Annotated in this window: 16 protein-coding genes; 9 read left to right on the top strand and 7 right to left on the bottom strand. The window is 34.2% G+C overall.

The genetic code is table 11. The features are described 5' to 3' along the window. Positions 1 to 29 precede the first annotated feature (29 nt). On the top strand, positions 30 to 269 hold the full coding sequence (locus tag RT250_RS07720) for a hexameric tyrosine-coordinated heme protein (RefSeq protein WP_139854761.1): 240 nt from the start codon (positions 30 to 32) through the stop codon (positions 267 to 269). 120 nt (positions 270 to 389) lie between these two features. On the opposite strand, the gene RT250_RS07715 is transcribed toward RT250_RS07720, so the two are convergent. Both RT250_RS07715 and RT250_RS07710 read right to left on the bottom strand, forming a co-directional pair. Continuing rightward, the gene (locus RT250_RS07715) at positions 390 to 710 is read right to left on the bottom strand and encodes a YegP family protein (RefSeq protein WP_313113653.1); all 321 of its coding nucleotides are present in this window, start codon (positions 708 to 710) and stop codon (positions 390 to 392) included. 100 nt (positions 711 to 810) lie between these two features. Next, entirely contained in the window at positions 811 to 1,134 is a 324-nt protein-coding gene (locus RT250_RS07710; RefSeq protein WP_313113652.1) for a YbaB/EbfC family nucleoid-associated protein, read from the bottom strand. A 64-nt stretch (positions 1,135 to 1,198) separates the two neighbouring features. On the opposite strand from RT250_RS07710, the gene RT250_RS07705 reads away from it, so the two are divergent. The 6 genes from RT250_RS07705 (at position 1,199) to RT250_RS07680 (ending at position 8,723) form a co-directional block, all read left to right on the top strand. Continuing rightward, on the top strand, positions 1,199 to 3,334 hold the full coding sequence (locus RT250_RS07705) for a S9 family peptidase (protein ID WP_313113650.1): 2,136 nt from the start codon (positions 1,199 to 1,201) through the stop codon (positions 3,332 to 3,334). An 80-nt stretch (positions 3,335 to 3,414) separates the two neighbouring features. Then, complete coding sequence (gene capA, locus RT250_RS07700; RefSeq protein WP_313113649.1) at positions 3,415 to 4,452, top strand: cysteate synthase; 1,038 nt, start codon at positions 3,415 to 3,417, stop codon at positions 4,450 to 4,452. 180 nt (positions 4,453 to 4,632) lie between these two features. Next, complete coding sequence (gene capB, locus RT250_RS07695; RefSeq protein WP_139854756.1) at positions 4,633 to 5,895, top strand: cysteate-C-fatty acyltransferase; 1,263 nt, start codon at positions 4,633 to 4,635, stop codon at positions 5,893 to 5,895. Between the two features lie 97 nt (positions 5,896 to 5,992). Then, positions 5,993 to 6,670 (top strand): DUF2461 domain-containing protein, encoded by a 678-nt coding sequence (locus RT250_RS07690; RefSeq protein WP_313113647.1) that lies wholly within the window; start codon positions 5,993 to 5,995, stop codon positions 6,668 to 6,670. 247 nt (positions 6,671 to 6,917) lie between these two features. Beyond that, positions 6,918 to 7,445, top strand: a complete 528-nt coding sequence (locus tag RT250_RS07685) for a carbonic anhydrase family protein (protein ID WP_313113644.1) — start codon at positions 6,918 to 6,920, stop codon at positions 7,443 to 7,445. Positions 7,446 to 7,667: 222 nt separating this feature from the next. Then, entirely contained in the window at positions 7,668 to 8,723 is a 1,056-nt protein-coding gene (locus tag RT250_RS07680; RefSeq protein ID WP_139854753.1) for an NAD(P)-dependent alcohol dehydrogenase, read from the top strand. An 82-nt stretch (positions 8,724 to 8,805) separates the two neighbouring features. Here the strand turns inward: RT250_RS07680 and RT250_RS07675 are convergent, their stop codons facing one another. Both RT250_RS07675 and RT250_RS07670 read right to left on the bottom strand, forming a co-directional pair. Continuing rightward, the gene (locus RT250_RS07675; protein ID WP_139854752.1) at positions 8,806 to 9,207 is read right to left on the bottom strand and encodes a VOC family protein; all 402 of its coding nucleotides are present in this window, start codon (positions 9,205 to 9,207) and stop codon (positions 8,806 to 8,808) included. 42 nt (positions 9,208 to 9,249) lie between these two features. Next, on the bottom strand, positions 9,250 to 9,411 hold the full coding sequence (locus tag RT250_RS07670) for a DUF1328 family protein (protein WP_139854751.1): 162 nt from the start codon (positions 9,409 to 9,411) through the stop codon (positions 9,250 to 9,252). A 326-nt stretch (positions 9,412 to 9,737) separates the two neighbouring features. On the opposite strand from RT250_RS07670, the gene RT250_RS07665 reads away from it, so the two are divergent. Then, positions 9,738 to 10,940 carry an exonuclease SbcCD subunit D gene (locus RT250_RS07665; RefSeq protein WP_313113641.1) on the top strand — a complete coding sequence of 401 codons (1,203 nt, stop codon included), beginning with the start codon at positions 9,738 to 9,740 and terminating at the stop codon, positions 10,938 to 10,940. A gap of 3 nt (positions 10,941 to 10,943) precedes the next feature. Continuing rightward, the gene (locus RT250_RS07660) at positions 10,944 to 13,979 is read left to right on the top strand and encodes an SbcC/MukB-like Walker B domain-containing protein (protein ID WP_313113639.1); all 3,036 of its coding nucleotides are present in this window, start codon (positions 10,944 to 10,946) and stop codon (positions 13,977 to 13,979) included. 125 nt (positions 13,980 to 14,104) lie between these two features. Here the strand turns inward: RT250_RS07660 and RT250_RS07655 are convergent, their stop codons facing one another. The 3 genes from RT250_RS07655 to RT250_RS07645 all read right to left on the bottom strand — a co-directional run bounded on the left by RT250_RS07655 (position 14,105) and on the right by RT250_RS07645 (position 18,464). Beyond that, complete coding sequence (locus RT250_RS07655; protein WP_313113636.1) at positions 14,105 to 15,835, bottom strand: serine/threonine protein kinase; 1,731 nt, start codon at positions 15,833 to 15,835, stop codon at positions 14,105 to 14,107. After that, on the bottom strand, positions 15,832 to 16,692 hold the full coding sequence (locus RT250_RS07650; protein WP_313113633.1) for a PP2C family protein-serine/threonine phosphatase: 861 nt from the start codon (positions 16,690 to 16,692) through the stop codon (positions 15,832 to 15,834). The genes RT250_RS07655 and RT250_RS07650 overlap by 4 nt, the downstream gene beginning before the upstream one ends. 98 nt (positions 16,693 to 16,790) lie before the next feature. Further along, on the bottom strand, positions 16,791 to 18,464 hold the full coding sequence (locus RT250_RS07645) for a trypsin-like peptidase domain-containing protein (RefSeq protein WP_313113631.1): 1,674 nt from the start codon (positions 18,462 to 18,464) through the stop codon (positions 16,791 to 16,793). Between the last annotated feature and the right edge of the window lie 12 nt (positions 18,465 to 18,476).

Genomic DNA, 18,476 nt, shown 5'->3' with positions numbered 1-18,476 from the left:
TAAAAATTAATTAATTAAAATTATTGAAAATGTCAGAACAATTTGAAATGGTGCCAGGAAACTCACTTATTACGAAAACTCCAGAAGAGGGGAGACAACTTGCAGTAAAAATGGCAAGATTGGTAATTAAAGCCACCCAACCTGATTCGGCAATTCGAGAAAAATTACGACCAATCTATTCTGAAGATGCGGCTATGTTAATTTCTGTAGGGCAGGTAGTAGCTACTGAATTTGCTACAATCGCGGCAGCGAATAATTACTGGAGGTGATATTTTCAGTTGAATAAAAGAAAAATAATTTCACCTCAATACAACAAAAAACACGAAATCACGGATAATAATTAAATATTATCCGTGATTTCGTAGTTAAATTTTACGCTATAAAGAAAGTTATTCTATTTCCTTAATTTCTGCTCCAGGCGCATTTTTTTGAACAGATTCTATTCCGTTTTTTGCACCACTTTCAGAGGCATACATTTGGCTAGAACCAATTATCTGACCGTTAGTAGCTTTTATATTCCAGTGGAATTTTCCGTTTTTAGCCGTCTTCATTTCAAAACTGTCTTCATTCTGACAATTTTTTTGAATAGACTCAATTCCATTCATAGCAGAAGCTTTAGAAGCATACATCTGGCTTGAAAGTATAACTTGTCCGTTACCAGCTTTTAAAACAAAGTGATATTTATCACCGCTTTTTTTAAGTTCAAACATAATTAGGTGTTTAAGGTTTAAAGTTTAAGCTTTCAATATCGGTAAAATTGGAATATTTTAAAAGTTACATTGCTATTTTATAATAAGTTTAGCAAATTATTTATTTAAACATATCCATTCCAGGAATATTTGGCATTCCATCCTTAGCAACTGCAGCAATTTCTGATTCGTGAACGTTTGTTGCTTTTTCAATCGCCTTATTAAGCGTTAGTATTAGATAGTCTTCTAATTGCTCTTTATCCTCTAACAAACTGTCATCTAAATCAATATATTTTATTTTTCTATTAGCAGTAAGCGTGATTTTTAGAAGTCCGTCGTTACTTTTTTCATCAATTAGTACTGTGTCTAATCTCTTTTTAGTTTCTTCAACTTTAGCCTGGGTTTCTTTTAATTTACCCATCATTCCCATTAAATCTCCAAACATAATTTGTGTATTTTAGTTTCCCGCAAATTTACTACATTGTAAGTTTATTCAACAACCTTCAATTATGAAAAATTCTATTATTGTTTCATTCGCTTGTCTTACTTTTGCTGTTGCTTGTAAAAACCAAGAAACTTCAGAAAAAAATATGGAAATCACAGTCCCGAAAGCCGAAAAAATAGCCAAAGAATTAACAGCTCACGGCGATACTCGAATAGATAACTACTATTGGTTAAACAATCCAGAAGACGAAAAAGTTATTGACTATCTTAATAAAGAAAACGAGTATTACGATGCAATGACGGCACATACTAAAAAGTTTAAAGAAGATCTTTTTGAAGAAATGAAAGCGCGTATTAAGGAGGACGACGAGTCTGTTCCTTATAAACTGAATGGATACTACTATATAACTAAATACGAAACAGGTAAGGATTATCCTATTTACACCCGTAAAAAAGGTTCGTTGGATGCCGATGAGGAAATTCTTTTTGATGTAAATGAAATGGCCAAGGGGTATTCTTATTACAACCTTTCGGGAATAAATGTTTCAGAAGACAATAAACTTGTGTCTTTTGGAGTGGATACCTTAAGTAGAAGAAAATACGACATCTTTATAAAAAACCTTGAAACTGGTGAAATTCTTACCGAGCGTATTCCTCTTACCACTGGAGGTGCTACTTGGGGAAGTGATAATAAAACACTTTTTTATACCAGAAAAGACGAAAACACCCTACGTGCCGATAGAATCTACCGGCATACTTTAGGTGATGATCCTATTAAAGATGAACTTGTTTACACGGAAGAAGATGAAACTTTTGGAACCTATGTATATAAAACTAAATCTAGAAAGTACATTGTAATTGGGTCTTATAGCACATTAACTTCAGAGTATAGAATTTTAGAAGCAGATAAGCCTCTAGGAGAATTTAAAGTTTTTCAACCTAGAGAAAGAGGCTTAGAGTACAATATTTCTCATTATGGAAATAACTGGTATGTGCTTACAAATAAGGACAAAGCGCTTAACTTTAAATTGATGATGACTTCGGAAAACAAAACTACCAAAGAGAATTGGGTAGATATGATTCCCCATCGTGATGGTGTATTACTTGAGGATATCGATATTTTTAAGGATTTCTTGGTAATTAGTGAGCGTAGTGATGGATTGACAAAAATTAGAATTAAAAAATGGAAAGATGATGTAGATTATTACCTTCCATTTAGCAGTGAAACTTACACTGCCTTTACGACTCAAAACCCCGAATTCGATACCAAGATTCTACGTTACGGATACAATTCTTTAAACACCCCAGCTTCCATAATAGATTTTAATATGGAAACTAAAGAAAAAACTATATTAAAAGAAACTGAAGTTTTAGGAGGAAAGTTTGATAAGGATAATTATCACACTGAACGACTATGGGCAACTGCTGCGGATGGGGCCAAAATACCGATGTCTGTTATTTACAGAAAAGGTATAAAAAAAGATGGTAAAAACCCATTGCTTATTTATGGCTATGGCTCTTATGGGGCAACCATAGACCCGTACTTTTCAACAGTGCGTTTAAGTCTTTTAGATAGAGGTTTTATATATGTAATCGCTCATGTTCGCGGTGGTGAATATATGGGAAGACAATGGTATGAAGATGGAAAGTTGCTAAAGAAGAAAAATACTTTTACAGATTTTATCGATGCATCTAAGTATCTCATTGAAGAAGGATATACTTCAAAAGAACACTTGTATGCTTCAGGAGGTTCTGCTGGAGGATTATTAATGGGAGCTATCGTTAATATGGCCCCAGATTTATACAATGGTGTTATAGCCTCGGTACCTTTTGTTGATGTTGTAACCACTATGCTAGACGACTCAATTCCACTAACGACAGGAGAGTATGATGAATGGGGGAATCCTAATATAGAGGAGTACTACAATTACATAAAAAGTTATTCTCCTTACGATAATGTTGAAGCTAAAAATTATCCAAATATGCTTGTTACAACTGGATTACACGATAGTCAAGTTCAGTATTACGAACCAGCAAAATGGGTTGCTAAGCTTAGAGAAATGAAAACAGACAACAATATCTTATTGATGCAAACTAATATGGATGCCGGTCATGGTGGGGCTTCGGGAAGATTTGAAGCCTTAAAAGAAGTGGCTATGGACTATGCATTTTTACTAGATTTAGAAGGAATTAAGGAGTAGTAAAATTATTTCCTTAACTTTGCAAAGTTTTTAAAACTTAGTTTTTTAAGCTAAGTTGTTTTATAACGAACATCCCTTTTATGAAAGAAGAAATAAAAGCTTACGATAATGTGTTAGATTTAATAGGTAACACACCATTAATAAAGCTTAAAAAAATTACCCAGAATATGAAGGGTAATTATTTCGCTAAAGTTGAAGCGTTCAATCCAGGACATTCTAGCAAAGATAGAATTGCACTACATATAATAGAGGAGGCAGAAAGGCAAGGAATACTTAAACCAGGTAACACTATAATTGAAACTACTAGTGGTAACACGGGGTTTAGCTTGGCAATGGTGAGCATCATTAAGGGATACAAGTGTATCTTGGCTGTGAGTTCAAAGTCATCTGCCGATAAAATTGATATGCTTAAAACAATGGGTGCTAAGGTCTATGTTTGCCCAGCAAATGTTAGTGCAGACGACCCGCGATCATATTATGAAGTTGCTAAGAGGTTGCATAAAGAAACTGAAGGTTCTGTATATATCAACCAATATTTTAATAAGTTAAATATTGAGGCACATTACAAAACTACTGGCCCAGAAATCTGGGAGCAGACTGCAGGAAAAATTACTCATTTGGTTGCTTGTAGTGGTACCGGTGGAACAATTTCTGGAACAGCAAAGTTTTTAAAAGAACAAAACCCAGAAATTAAAGTTATAGGTATTGATGCTTATGGCTCAGTGTTACAGAAATACCACGAAACTAGAGAATTTGATTCGAATGAAATTTATCCATATCGTATTGAAGGATTAGGTAAAAACTTAATTCCTACAGCTACAGATTTTGATACAATTGATAAATTTGAAAAAGTAACCGATGAAAGCAGTGCGCATACAGCACGTGAACTAGCTAAATCTGAAGGTCTGTTTGTTGGATATACAAGCGGAGCCGCAATGCAAGGCTTAAAACAATTAGATGAAGAAGGTGAATTTAACGAGGATAGTAATATTATAGTTATTTTCCCTGATCACGGTTCAAGATATATGAGCAAAATTTATAATGACGACTGGATGAATCAGCAGGGGTTCTTTGATACAGATTCTAAGTTAATTGAACAAATAGAATACGTAAAATAATAAGTGAAATTAAAATTAATCTCCTCTAATTTCTATAAATAAACCTTTAAATGTCCCAAATGCGATTCGTATTTGGGATTTTTTATATCCTTTATTCTCAATACTGAAAATCTCCGGTCCAAATCTTAGAATCTTATTATAATTTAATTAATTTTGTCCCGCATTTTAACAGAAATTTTGATGAGAGATCTATTCGATAAAATCTATAAAGATAAAGGTCCGTTGGGAAAATGGGCTGATCAAGCAGAAGGCTATTTTGTATTCCCAAAATTAGAAGGTCCAATCTCTAATAGAATGAAATTTAAAGGCAAAGATGTAATCACTTGGAGTATTAATGATTACTTAGGTCTTGCCAACCATCCAGAAGTGAGAAAAGTAGATGCTGAAGCAGCTGCTAAATGGGGTTCTGCATATCCAATGGGAGCAAGGATGATGAGTGGTCATACCGATCTTCACGAACAACTACAAAGAGAACTTGCTGAGTTTGTAAATAAAGAAGCTGCGTACTTATTAAACTTTGGTTACCAAGGTATGGTTTCTACCATTGACGCATTAGTGTCTAAGGACGACGTAATTGTTTACGACGTGGATGCTCACGCTTGTATTATTGACGGAGTTCGTCTTCATTTAGGACAGCGTTTTACTTACAAGCACAACGATATGGAAAGTATCGAAAAGAATTTACAACGTGCTACAAAGGTTGCTGAAAAAACTGGAGGAGGGATTCTTCTTATATCTGAAGGTGTATTCGGTATGCGTGGTGAGCAAGGTAAATTAAAAGAAATTATCGCGCTTAAAGAAAAATATAACTTCCGCTTTTTCGTAGACGATGCTCACGGTTTTGGAACTTTAGGTAAAACTGGAGCTGGAGCAGGTGAGGAGCAAGGAGTTCAGGATGGTATAGATGTTTACTTTGCAACTTTTGCAAAATCTATGGCTAGTACTGGTGCTTTTATTGCAGGTGATCAAGAAATAATCAATTACTTAAAGTATAACCTTCGTTCGCAGATGTTTGCTAAATCATTGCAAATGGTTCTTGTAGAAGGAGCTTTAAAGCGTTTAGATATGCTACGTTCTATGCCAGAGCTAAAACAAAAGCTATGGGAGAATGTAAACGCATTACAAGGTGGTCTTCGTGAAAGAGGATTTGATCTTGGAACAACGCAAAGCTGTGTAACTCCAGTATATTTAAAAGGAAGTATTCCAGAAGCGATGGCTTTAGTAAAAGACTTACGCGAAAACTACGGAATTTTCTGTTCTATTGTTGTGTATCCTGTAATTCCAAAAGGATTAATTCTTTTAAGAATGATTCCTACGGCTTCACATACAATGGAAGATATTAATGAAACTTTAGAAGCTTTCTCTTCAATTCGCGAGCGTTTGGAGAATGGAACTTACAAAAGACTTTCTGCTGCTGTAGCTGAAGCTATGGGTGAGAAATAATAAGTGTTATTTTAGTTATATATTTATGAATAATCCACTCCTAGGGGTGGATTTTCTGTTTTACACCAGTACCTTTATCTTTTAAATATTTTTACTGATGAATCCAACGATCCCGAAATCTGCATTTGAGTTTCTTTTGAAGCTAAAAGAAAATAACAACCGCGAATGGATGCAGGAAAATAAAAAAGAATATTTAGCGAATGAAAAGCTATTAAAAGAATTTTATTCTGCAGTAGAGAACAACTTGAATGTAACCGACGAGATTGCAAGAGTAAAAGTGTTCAGAATAAATCGAGACGTTCGGTTTAGTAATAACAATACCCCTTATAATGTTCATCGCAGTGTTAGCTTTAGTAGAGCAGGAGCTCATAGAAGAGGTGGCTACTATTTAAGGCTAGAACCAGGTAATAGTTATATGGCTGGAGGATTCTTTTCTCCAGAAAAAGAAGATTTATTTAGAATTAGAAAGGAATTTGAATTAGATTCTCAGGAAATTCGTGAAATACTAACCAGAAAAGAATTTAAAAAGGCATTTGGTGGTTTCAATCAAGAAAATGCAGTTAAAACAGCTCCAAAAGGTTTTAATAAAGATGATGAAAATATAGATTTAATCAGGCTTAAAAGCTTTTTCGTTACGCATAAATTTACTGATGAAGAAGTTTTTGCTAAGGACTTTAAAGATAAACTCCTTAACCACTATTTACTACTTCGTCCATTCTTTGATTATATGAGTGATGTTTTAACCACAGATTTAAATGGTGAATCAATAATATAGTTAGCATTTGGTCAATAACATATCTCTTCATGTTTATAAAGTATTAGAAAAATTATATTTACTTAGTCGTTTTCTGCATTGATTTTATTAGATAAACAAAAGTCAAATTATTATGGAAGTAACTTTTAGAATTTTTATAATAGCAGTTTTTTATGGCTTTTACATGTTATATTAAGAGAATAAAACAAATGAACTAGTTTCTCATATACAAGCTGAAGAATCTTCAGTAGAGTTAGTAGGTGATGTAATGAGTAAAGCAAAACAAGATATCTTAACACCAGATGTAATAATAAATTCTCTTATGGATGGTAATGAAAGGTTTGTGAACAATGAACTTACCGCTAGAGACTACTCTAAACAAGTTAAAAACAGTGCCGGAGGTCAGTATCCAGAAGCTGTGATTCTATCGTGTTTGGATAGTAGAATTCCAGTAGAAGAAATATTTGATAGAGGTATAGGCGATCTTTTTGTAGCTCGTGTAGCTGGGAATTTTGTTAATGAAGATATGTTGGGTAGTTTGGAGTTTGCGTGTAAAGTATCAGGTTCAAAATTAATTGTTGTGTTAGGTCATAACCATTGTGGTGCTATTCGAGCGGCTGTAGATAATGTAAAACTTGGAAACATAACATCTATGTTAGAGAAAATTCAACCAGCTGTAGATAATGTGGATTACGATGGTGATAAGTCCTCTGCTAATGCCGAGTATGTTGCTAAAGTCTGCGAAAGTCACATCAATAATACTATCGATAACATTAAAAAAACAGCTCAATTTTAAAAGAAATGGAAGAAGCTGGCGAAATTAAAATTATTGGCTATTTATGAAAATGGGAAAGTAGATTGGTTAGATTAGTTCTTATATTTACTGCCCTTACTGTCATCCTTGGTTACATTATTAACACCACCTTAACCCAAAATTCAAGTTTCTGTAGGTACTTTTACACTTGTTACGGTTAACTATCTGTTGGCGTATTATTCTACATTTAAATCTAAATATATAATGACATTAGCAACAAAAGCTTTCGGTGTAAAGGAAGAAAATAAACCATTAGAACCTCTTGAAATACAGCGTAGGCCAGTAGGTGATAGCGATGTTAAGATAGATATTACTTACTGTGGGGTTTGCCATAGTGATATACATACGGCTAGAAATGAATGGGGTGGATCAAAATATCCAGTAGTTCCAGGTCACGAAATAATAGGTCGCGTTTCTGCTGTAGGGAAAAACGTAAAGAAATTTAAAGTTGGAGATTTGGTAGGTGTTGGATGTATGGTAGATTCTTGCCAAGAATGCAATCAATGTAAAAATGATTTAGAACAATTCTGCGAAAAGGGGGCTACATATACATACAATAGTGAGGATAAACATATTCAAGGTCAAAGAACTTTTGGAGGTTATTCTAATGAGATAGTTGTGGACAAGGAATTTGTTTTAAATATTCCTGAAAATATAGATCCTGCTGCTGCTGCACCACTTTTATGTGCTGGAATCACTACATGGTCGCCTTTAAAGCACTGGAATGTTAAAAAAGGGGATAAGGTAGGAGTAATTGGTTTGGGTGGCTTAGGTCACATGGGTGTTAAGTTTGCTAATGCATTAGGCGCTCATGTGGTGATGATAACTACTTCGCCATCTAAAATTGAAGACGCAAAGAAACTTGGTGCTCACGAGGTGCTAATTAGTAAAGATGCTGAAGCAATGAAAGCACAAAAACAATCATTTGACTTTATTCTTAACACTATTCCTGTTGGACATAAAATGGATCCGTATATTTCCTTGCTAAAGAATGACGCTACAATGGTTTTGGTTGGTGCAATTGAGCCCTTAGAACCTTTCCATGGAGGAGCGCTTATTAGAGGAAGAAAACGAATTTCAGGATCATTGATTGGTGGAATTAAAGAAACCCAAGAAATGCTCGATTTTTGTGGAGAGCATAATATTGTTTCAGATATTGAAATGATTGATATAAAAGATATAAATGATGCTTATGATCGTGTTGTTAAGGCAGATGTAAAATATCGTTTTGTAATCGATATGGCTTCATTAAAAGCATAAACTTTATATTGAAGTATTGCTTTAAGTAAAAAACCCTAACTTATTAAAGTTAGGGTTTTTATAAATTTAAAACTTAGTTGTATTATTCTTTAAAATTTATCATCCAACTAATTCCATATTTATCTGTACATCTTCCATAGTGAGCGCCCCAAGAGGTTTCTTGGAACGAAGTATGTACTCTTCCTCCTTTAGATAATTGATCGAATGCCGATTCTGCCGATTCTGCTGAATCCATATCAACTCCAAGATGTATGTTAGTACCATCGGTGAGTGGAGTGTCTGGAGCTGCATCGTATCCTAGAATCGTAAAATTTTTCCCACGAAGTTCTGCGTGTTGCCACTTAGAACGATAATTTCCTGGAATGTCGATTTCTTTATCTTCATAAGTTTCAGTATTCTTAATTTCGCCACCAAAAATATCTTTATAGAAATTAAATGCTTCTTGGCAACTGCCTCTAAAGGCTAAGTAGGCTTCAATTCTCATAGCTTTATTTTTTTAAATTATTAGTAAAAACTTTTCCCTAAATTATTTTTTAAATAACCTGGATAATAGCGATAATACTAATAGCACTAAAAAAATATAGAAAATGATTTGAGCAATATCAGTTGCTCCTTCAGCAATTCCACCGAATCCAAAGATCGCAGCTATAATTGCAATAACTAGAAAAATAATAATCCATCGTAACATAAGTTGTAGTTTTTGAGTTAGTATTGCTCTAATTTATAATAGATTATCAATTATTAAAACTTTTTAATTGTAGTTTAACAAGAAATGTTAATGGTAGTTTGACAATTTATCAAAATAATAGCTAATATATTTTTAGTTTAAAACATTCAACCATGTTAATACTGAACTGTCCTGAATAATAATATTCGGAAAATTCTTTCTTCATTTTTAATTTGGATTAGTATTTATTCTTAAATGATTTTTTAACATTTAAAGATGAAATCGATTTCTTTAAATTCTACTTTTTAAAAATCATATCTTTGGATATTTCACAATAATAAATTGGCATGAAAATTCTCCACACTTCCGATTGGCATATCGGAAAACAACTACTTAAATTTGATTTAACTGCAGATTTAGACCTGTTTTTTGAATGGTTAATAAATTATATAAAATCTGAAGATATAGATGTGCTGTTGGTTTCAGGTGATGTTTTCGACCAAGCTAATCCTTCACAAGCAGCATTTAAACAGTATTATGATTTACTAAAGAAGTTAATCAACCTAGATTGTAAAATAATTATTACAGGAGGTAATCACGATTCCTCAGCAGTTTTAAACGCTCCAGCCGAATTACTAAAGGCATTCGATATTACAGTTGTTGGCGGTGCTACAGAAAGAGTAGAGGACATGTTTGTAACCGTAGAAAAGAACAACGAAAAAGTTGTAGTAGCTGCCATACCGTTTTTAAAAGATAGAGATATTCGAAAGTCGGCTGCAGGGGAAAGCTATGCCACTAAAATCGAACAGATTAAATCTGGGCTAAGAGTTTATTTTTCCAATGTCAATAATTTTTACCTACAAAACTATTCTGATGAATTGTTTATTGTAATGGGCCATTTATATGTACAAGGAAGTGAACTTTCGGAAAGTGAACGCGATATTCAAATAGGGAATCAAGCAGGAGTAGAGGCAAATATGTTTGAAGAAATACCCGATTATGTCGCATTAGGACATATTCATAAGCCGCAGGTAATTTCTCGCGAACAAAACATTTATTATTGTGGTTCTCCCGTACCGCTAAGTTTTTCTGAAAAGGAAGATCGCAAGCAAATTAACGTGATTACTGTAGTCAATAATGAGATAGAAAACGTTGAAACTGTTCCTATTCCGAAACACAGAAACCTTGTAACTTTTGAAGGTAGTTTGCAGGAGGTGGAAGAAAAACTAAATGCATACTCTGAAGAAACCACCTTAACTTCATTAGCCGAAATTATCGTAAACGAAGAGGTTGAAAGTTTAGAAAGGCGTCAAGCTTTTGAGGCACTTATCAATTCTCAGTTTAATTCGAATATAGAAGTTGTAAAATCCCGTTTAAATTTCAGAAACAAAATTAGAGGTGCTAGTGATGCCTTTGAAGTAGGAACAGACGTGGCTGATGTAACGCCAATGCAGATGTTTGAAAAAAAACTTGAATTACAAAGTGGTTTGGAAAATACGGCAGAATTAAAAAATGCTTTCCGTGAAATTTTAGAAGAATTGAATCTATAGGCTATGAAAATTCTAAAAATACGATTTGAAAATATACATTCCCTCAAAGGGGAGCACGAAATTAACTTTGGGGAGGGGATACTAGCCGATGCTGGACTCTTTGCTATTACCGGACCTACTGGGTCTGGAAAGTCAACATTGTTAGATGTAATAACTTTGGCTCTTTATAATCGAATTGCTCGCGTTGATAAAAATGTGAGTAATTCTATTTTGGAAGACGATGGCGGGATTATGACTCGAAATATGAAGAGTTGCTATGCCGAAGTTGAATATCGAATAAATGGGAAAGAGTATCGTAGTCATTGGTCTATAGAACGCAATAGAAACAATAATTTAAATGCCCGAAAACAGGAATTGGTAGAGGTTGCTACTGGACATATTCTAGAATCTGGCACTAAAACCCCTGAAAAAAACAATGTTATTATAGGTTTAAGCTACGAGCAGTTTGTTAAAGCTATGGTATTATCGCAAGGGGAGTTTAGTAAATTGCTTCAAGCGCCGCGCAATGAGCGAAACAAGTTGTTGGAAGATATAACTGGAGCCAAATCCTATCGTGAAATTGGAAAAGCTGTTTATTTCCGGTATAAGTCAGTTGAAAAAAAGATTGAACTTAAAAAAGCTGGTCTTGAAGGAATTGAATTATTAAGTCCCGAAGTTATTGCAGAGAAGAAAAATGAATTAAAAACATTAATTAAAACTAAACCCGCAATTGAGAAGGCTTACCAAGATGCAGCCGAAAAAATAAAAACAAGGCAAGAACTTCAAAATACACAAAAAGAACAAAAACAACTTGAAGCTGATAAAGCCGAACTTAAAAAGGATGGTGAAATTTTTAAGCCTTATAAAGTTGAATTAGAGAATCACGAGAAACTATCTAAATACGCAGTTAATTTAAGAGAGTTTGATTTAATCGTTAAAGAAGAAAATCAGCTTAAAGAGTATATAAAAGGACTACAGCAATCTAAGGAAGAAGCAGAGTCGTTACAGAAAACTTATTTGCATAAAGTATCAGAATTGATTTTTGAAGCGGTTGATGTAGAAAATGCTAATAGTAAACTGGAAGCATTCCGAGGAAAAATTGCTGCCTTACAAAATGAAGAAGAAAAGAAAAATGGAGAATCCAACCTCTATAAAAGTCAGCTAAATAACTACATTCGCAATATAAAACAATTAGGCTTTTCACTTTCAAATGCAGATAATCCAGAGCAGTTTAAGCCACAGTTTACTGCTTTTAAAAAATCTATAAATGAAAGCATTGTTAATTCAGGAGTTGGGAGTATAATAGAGTTGAATAACACCTTAGAAAAAGCTCGGCATAATCACGAGAAAGCTGGAGAATTCCTTACTATAAAAGAACAGTTACTAAAAGTTCAAACTAATATCAAAAGTCAGAATGACAAACTTAAATCGATAGAGGAAAAATTGGAGCAAGATAGCGATGCAATAATTTCTCAAAAAAAGCATGTAATTGATTTAAAAAAAGATGTTGAAATTTTAGAGAAAAAATTAGAGCAACAGCGCAAACATCAAAGTTTAGAGGAATATCGACTCCAATTGAACCCAGAAGAACCATGCCCACTCTGTGGCTCAATACACCACCCATACGCATCTGAGGAGCCATACTTTGATGCCAAAGAAGAACTTCTAAAGCAAAAAAAGGATTCACTTAAAACCAAATCTGATTTATTAATTGCTTTAAACGAAAAGAATAAATATCATTTAAAGGAAATTACAAATGTCAACAATGATATAGAAGTTTTAAAGAAGGAAGAAACAACCAATATAAAAATACTCTCAAATCTCGCAGAAAATTTGGATTGGAGTTCTAAAGACAATCTAGAAATTCTTCAAAGCAAACGAATGGCATTAGCTAAAACCATTAAGCAAATGGAATCATCGAAAAAGGATTTTCAGGCAGCCGAGGTTTTAAAAGATATAGGAACGAGTTTTAATCAGTGGGAAACTGCTTTAGAACAATATTTAAATTTACATAAGGAGCGAAGCTTACTTTATAAAGGACAGGATATCAATAAAGAATCCAATACTTTATCAACTCAACTCACGCAAGCTGTTTCCAACATATCGGCAATTGCTAAACAGCTTCAGGAAAATAATGACAAAATAAAAAACACAACTTTAGAGAAATCTAAGAGAGAAGCAGATTTAAAACAAATACTTGTAAAGGAAAGCTTAGAAAATCTCGAAGTACTGCGAAAATCCATTATACAAGAAGATCGTGCTAATAAGATTAGAAAACGAGAAAATGAGCTTAAAGAACGCCACACAAGTATTTCTGTAAAAGAAAGTGAGTTGGTAAAAAGGATAAAAGAATTGACTGATAAAGATAATACTAAACTTTCATTCGAAGCTTTAACTTCCTTGTTTGAAGAGTCTAAAAATCATTGGGATACACTTTCTGTTAGTATTGGGAAGTTAACCCAAAGCTTGGAAGACGATGAAAACAACAAGAAGCGTCAGCAAAAAGTAATTGACGAATTAAACCTTTTAAAGAAAGATCTAGCGCTTTGGAAATCTATGAACGATTTAATTGGGGATGCAACTGGAAACAAGTTTTCAAATTTTGTTCAGGATCTCACTTTAGAGCAGCTTATAGGTTTTGCCAACAAGCGTCTTTCAGATTTTAGTGATCGTTATTTACTAGATATTCCAACACCTGAAGAAGCAGAAAAAAGTGATACACTTAAAGTTTTTGATAAATATATGGGGAATGCGCGTCGTTCTGTTCGCACTTTATCAGGAGGAGAAACCTTTTTAGTGAGCTTGGCAATGGCCTTTGCTTTGTCTGATATAGCTGCTAGAAACGTAAAAATTGAATCCTTGTTTATAGACGAAGGTTTTGGAACTTTAGATCCTGAAACCTTAGATCAAGCCATTACGATTCTTGAGAAAATGCAAAATGAAGGCGATAAGTCGGTTGGAGTAATTTCACACGTAAGTGCCTTAAAAGAAAGGATAACAACCCAGATTAAATTGGAGAAGGGGAGTTTGGGGTATTCCATTTTAGAGGTGGTGCAGTAATAGTAACAAACACACTTTTTAAAGAAGGAGCTTAAGAAACAAACAAAGCACAAATGTTTTAAACACCAATAATATGCATTGGAATTGGTAACGACATAGACATAAAGATTGTGCTTTTAATTTATCTATTGCACTCTGCCACCTCTTAATTTTGCTTCAAAAGTTTCACCAGTTTTATATTTCACAGGAATCCCAGGGGTATCGGCATATAAACGATAGCGTCTAGATTTTAATTTAACTTTACTACCATCAACGGCTACTACATATTGAATTACAAAACCAATTAAAGCTTTTTTTCTACTATGTGTCGATTCAACAACATCGACAATCTTTCCTGTAACTTCGGCTCCTTTTTTAATTATTACTCTATTTTCGGCAACTACATTTTCATTGCAAATCAGTCGGATTTGTTTTCCATCTCGCTCTTTTTCTTCCGAACTTAAATCTTCTTTTAAGGTAATACTAATAATTTTTCCTGCAGGAACATCAACGGGAGTGTTTGGAATTACTGGTTTTTCAACCTTGCTTTCTTTCTTCTCTGTTTTTTCAGGAATAGTTGATGGTTTTGGTTCACTCTTTTTTTTTGGCGGATTTGATGGTTTACGATTCGTTGGTTGGCTGATATCTTTTTTTATTTCTTCTTTAGCTTCAGGAATTACTTCTGTATTTTTAATAATACGCTTGTACATATCATTTGGTGTTTCTTCAAATTCGCTAGAAGCTTGGTTTAATACCACTTCTTGAGGGCTTTCCTCAGGTTCTGTCCAGGTTACTTCAGACGCCTCAGGAGTTTCTTCTGCAATTATTTCCTTATCTGTACCACCACCCCAAATCAATAAAATTGCACAAAATAAAACAGAGACTCCCAGTAATAATAATGACTTGTTTACTTTGGTTGCCTTTGGCACCTTAAACCTTCCTGAGATGGATTTTGCACGAGCTAAAATATTATTTACAGATATTATTTCACTTCCTTTTTGAGGTTCAGTAAAAACCTGAGATGCTTGTAGCACTTCGGTAAGTGTAGATTGATCTAAAAGAGAGGAACCAAGATTTTTTTCAATGGCAATTTTCATTTCCAATGCCGATTTGTATCTCTTATTAGGATTGCGTTGAAGGGCTTTAAAAATGATCTTTTCAAAGGGGACAGGGACTGTAGGATTATATTGTATTATGGATTCAGCTTGTTTTTCTAACTTATCTTTCATCAATCGATAATCGGTGTCACTTTGGAACGGTGTACTACCGCTTAACATTTCGTATAAAATATTACCTACAGCATAAACGTCAATACGTTCATCTCCCTCGTGGCCTTGAATTTGTTCTGGAGCCATATACTCTAAGGTTCCTACAGACTTACCGTGACTGGTAATTCGTTGGGCATTACGGATTCTGGCAATTCCAAAATCCATGATTTTAACTTCTCCATCTTCATTAATCATCACATTAGCAGGTTTTATATCTCGGTGAATAATTCCCTTGCGATGTGCGTGTTCTAAACCATCAAGAATTTGCACCGCAATACTAGCTGCGAGTTGATGTGTGATTTTTTGATGAATTTTTAACCAATCTTCCAGGGTCTTTCCCTCAACATATTCCATAATCATCCAATAGGTATCTTCCTTTGGAATAAATGAATAGAGATGAGTAATATTAGGGTGATTTAGTTTTGCTAACGCTAGCGCTTCGGCTTGAAATCGTTCACCTAAACTTTCGTCCTCTGAACCTCCATCGCGATGAAGCTGCTTAATGGCAACTAATCTTTGAATCATAGTATCTCTTGCGAGATAAACAACACCCATTCCGCCTTCACCAAGCTTTTGGATAACTTCATATTGACTGCCTAGTATGCTCATAATATTACATTTTGTTCTTTGGTTTTTGAAGGATTTCTTTTATTTATAGAAGAGACCTCTATGAGCAATGCGGAAAAATTATCTGAAACATTTCTAGTTATGGCTGTACAACTAAGACATTCTAACACAAACTCTGCTTGATGCATCGAAAGTAGATCCTTAATGTCGTCATCACTAAATACATCTGTTACGCCATCAGAGCACAAAAAAATCCGATCTCCTTCCAATACTTTATATCTTTTGGATGTAATTTGAGGTTGAATGTTTGTTTTAGTTCCTAATGCCTGCAACAGGACATTTTTCATCGGATGATTATCCCGTTCTTGTTTTGTTATATCGCCATCTTCAAACATCTGATTAACCAATGTGTGATCTTTACTTATTTGTGTTAAACTTCCATTCCGAAAAAAATAAATACGACTATCACCAATATGGCCGATATAACAAATATTCTGCTGTATTATTACTGAAGTAGCAGTAGTACCCATTCCTTGTTGTTCTGTATTCCTTTCACCAGTTTCAACTATTTCTTTATGTGCATTATAAAATGCTTTTTGCAACAGTTTTAGCGGGGCATGTTTCGCCCAATACTTTAAACAATATTCAAGCAATATATCACACGCCATCTTGCTAGCAACTTCACCTGCATTATGTCCGCCCATACCATCTGCTACTATGGCTATTAGGTTTCTTTGGTTGTTTTCTGGATAAGAATATGCAATGTAGTCTTCGTTGTGGTCGCGTACAGGCCCAGTTTCTGAAACAGCATAGACATTGCAAAAACTTCCACTATTTCTACTTTTTTTTACCGTGGAATTAGCAACCTTGTTTTTATTATTTGAAAAGAAAAACCTCATAATTATTTTTTTAATTGCCAGTTACGTGCTTTCACCATTTTAAATAGAATTTGTGAAAATGTGAAAGTAATTACCTAATGCTTGGCGTGTCGAACAAGTTATTTAATAACCTGCTGACGGCCCATTAACTCCATTACGTATTTGATAGGTACTGAAAAACTAATAGCATTTCCTCTTCCATCGGTTGTTCCAGCACTATATACACCTACCACACGTCCTTTATCATCAAACATAGGTCCACCGCTATTTCCTCCTCCTGTAGAGTTGATAGTAAGTTGGTAATAGTCACCTAAGGAAGAGCGATAATCATGAATTTTTTCGTTTCTTTCACTTCCACGAACCATTCTTCCTACATTTCCTGTACTAATGGTGGGAACGGGTACTGTTGAAATATTTGGATTGGAGTTAAAGAAATCTTGCGAGTGCTTAAGTACTAATTGGTTAGGAGCAAGCCCTGGATATCCCATAACAATTGTAGGGTCACCAGGTTGAATTTCATTATAATTATCATAAAGTTCTACTTTAGGTAAGGATTCAGGTAGATCAATTTTAATCATTGCAATGTCGTGAGTAGAGGAGATTCGGACAATCTGAGCTGGAGTTCTTTGTGAGTTATTGGCAAATGTTACATCTAAATATGTATTTACCCCAGTGTATTTTCTGTCATTTCCAGGAACCCAACTACCTACCATTTCTCTTGTTACTTGTTTGTCCCAAGATGGTGCGAATTGTCCGTTTTTATCTGTCTCCATTAGTACTCCCGGGAAGGCGTATTCTTGAAATTGAAACCTTGTTAGCCAACTAGTTGCTACGTGTCGATTTGTGGCAATAAAACCGCGTTCGTCTATAACAAAGCCACTGCCCATACCTGAACTCGCAATAATGTCAAGTTCTATGCCTTGAGTATTTCCAAAACCTTTTAAATAGTCACCTTTTGTAACTAATAATGGCTCAATTTGTCTTTGTTGATTTTGAAAATATGCACCTCTGTGTCCAATAATTTGCTTATCCTTAATAACCGGATAAAAAACGTGATACATTTCTTCACTAGATTCAGTATTTGTAAGTTTCCAAGCAAATTCTATATATACTACTTTCTCTTTATTTGCTTTTGCAATTTCGGTAGGAGTGAAGGTGGTTTTTGGTTCTCTTACATGAACAATTTCTTTAACGCTCTGTTTTTGATATAATAAATATCCACCAGTAGAAAATAACAGTAAAATTGCAGTTAGTGTGATTAAAAGACCCGTCTTATTTTTCTTTTCAGATTTGCGAATCATATGCTGCATTGTGTTTTTTCCAATACCATCTTTTTTTGGCTGTATTTTTTCTGATGTAGCCTTTGGCAAATTAGTAGCAGTGTGAACTTTGGTTTCTTTTGCTATGTTTGAATCTATAATTCGAGTGCTTTTTACATGTAGTTTTGGACGAGGGTCAAGGTCGAATTCAAATGAAGGACCTTCTTTTCCAAGCTTTATAATATCTCCAGCAAATAGTTCAATCTTATCGGTAATGAGAACTTCATTTACATATGTCCCATTTTTACTGTCACTATCAGAAATGAAGAAACGTTCTGTATTTTCACTGTCCTGAGATATGCGACAATGATTTCGACTAATTGTATCTTCCTTAACAGGATCAAAACTTACATCGTTTTCTAATCCTCGACCTATTTTAACTTCTAGATTTTTAGAAATGGTGAAACTTTCTACTTGACCCTTTTTAGAGCCAGCCATATGACGTATTAAAAGAAAATTGGCTTGATTTTTCATAGTGATTAAGTT

Origin of the sequence: Aequorivita sediminis, assembly GCF_032080575.2 — a bacterium.
Taxonomy (GTDB): Bacteria; Bacteroidota; Bacteroidia; order Flavobacteriales; family Flavobacteriaceae; genus Aequorivita; species Aequorivita sediminis.
Note: the sequence above shows the minus strand (reverse complement) of the source record. Positions and strands in the feature narration are given on the sequence as shown.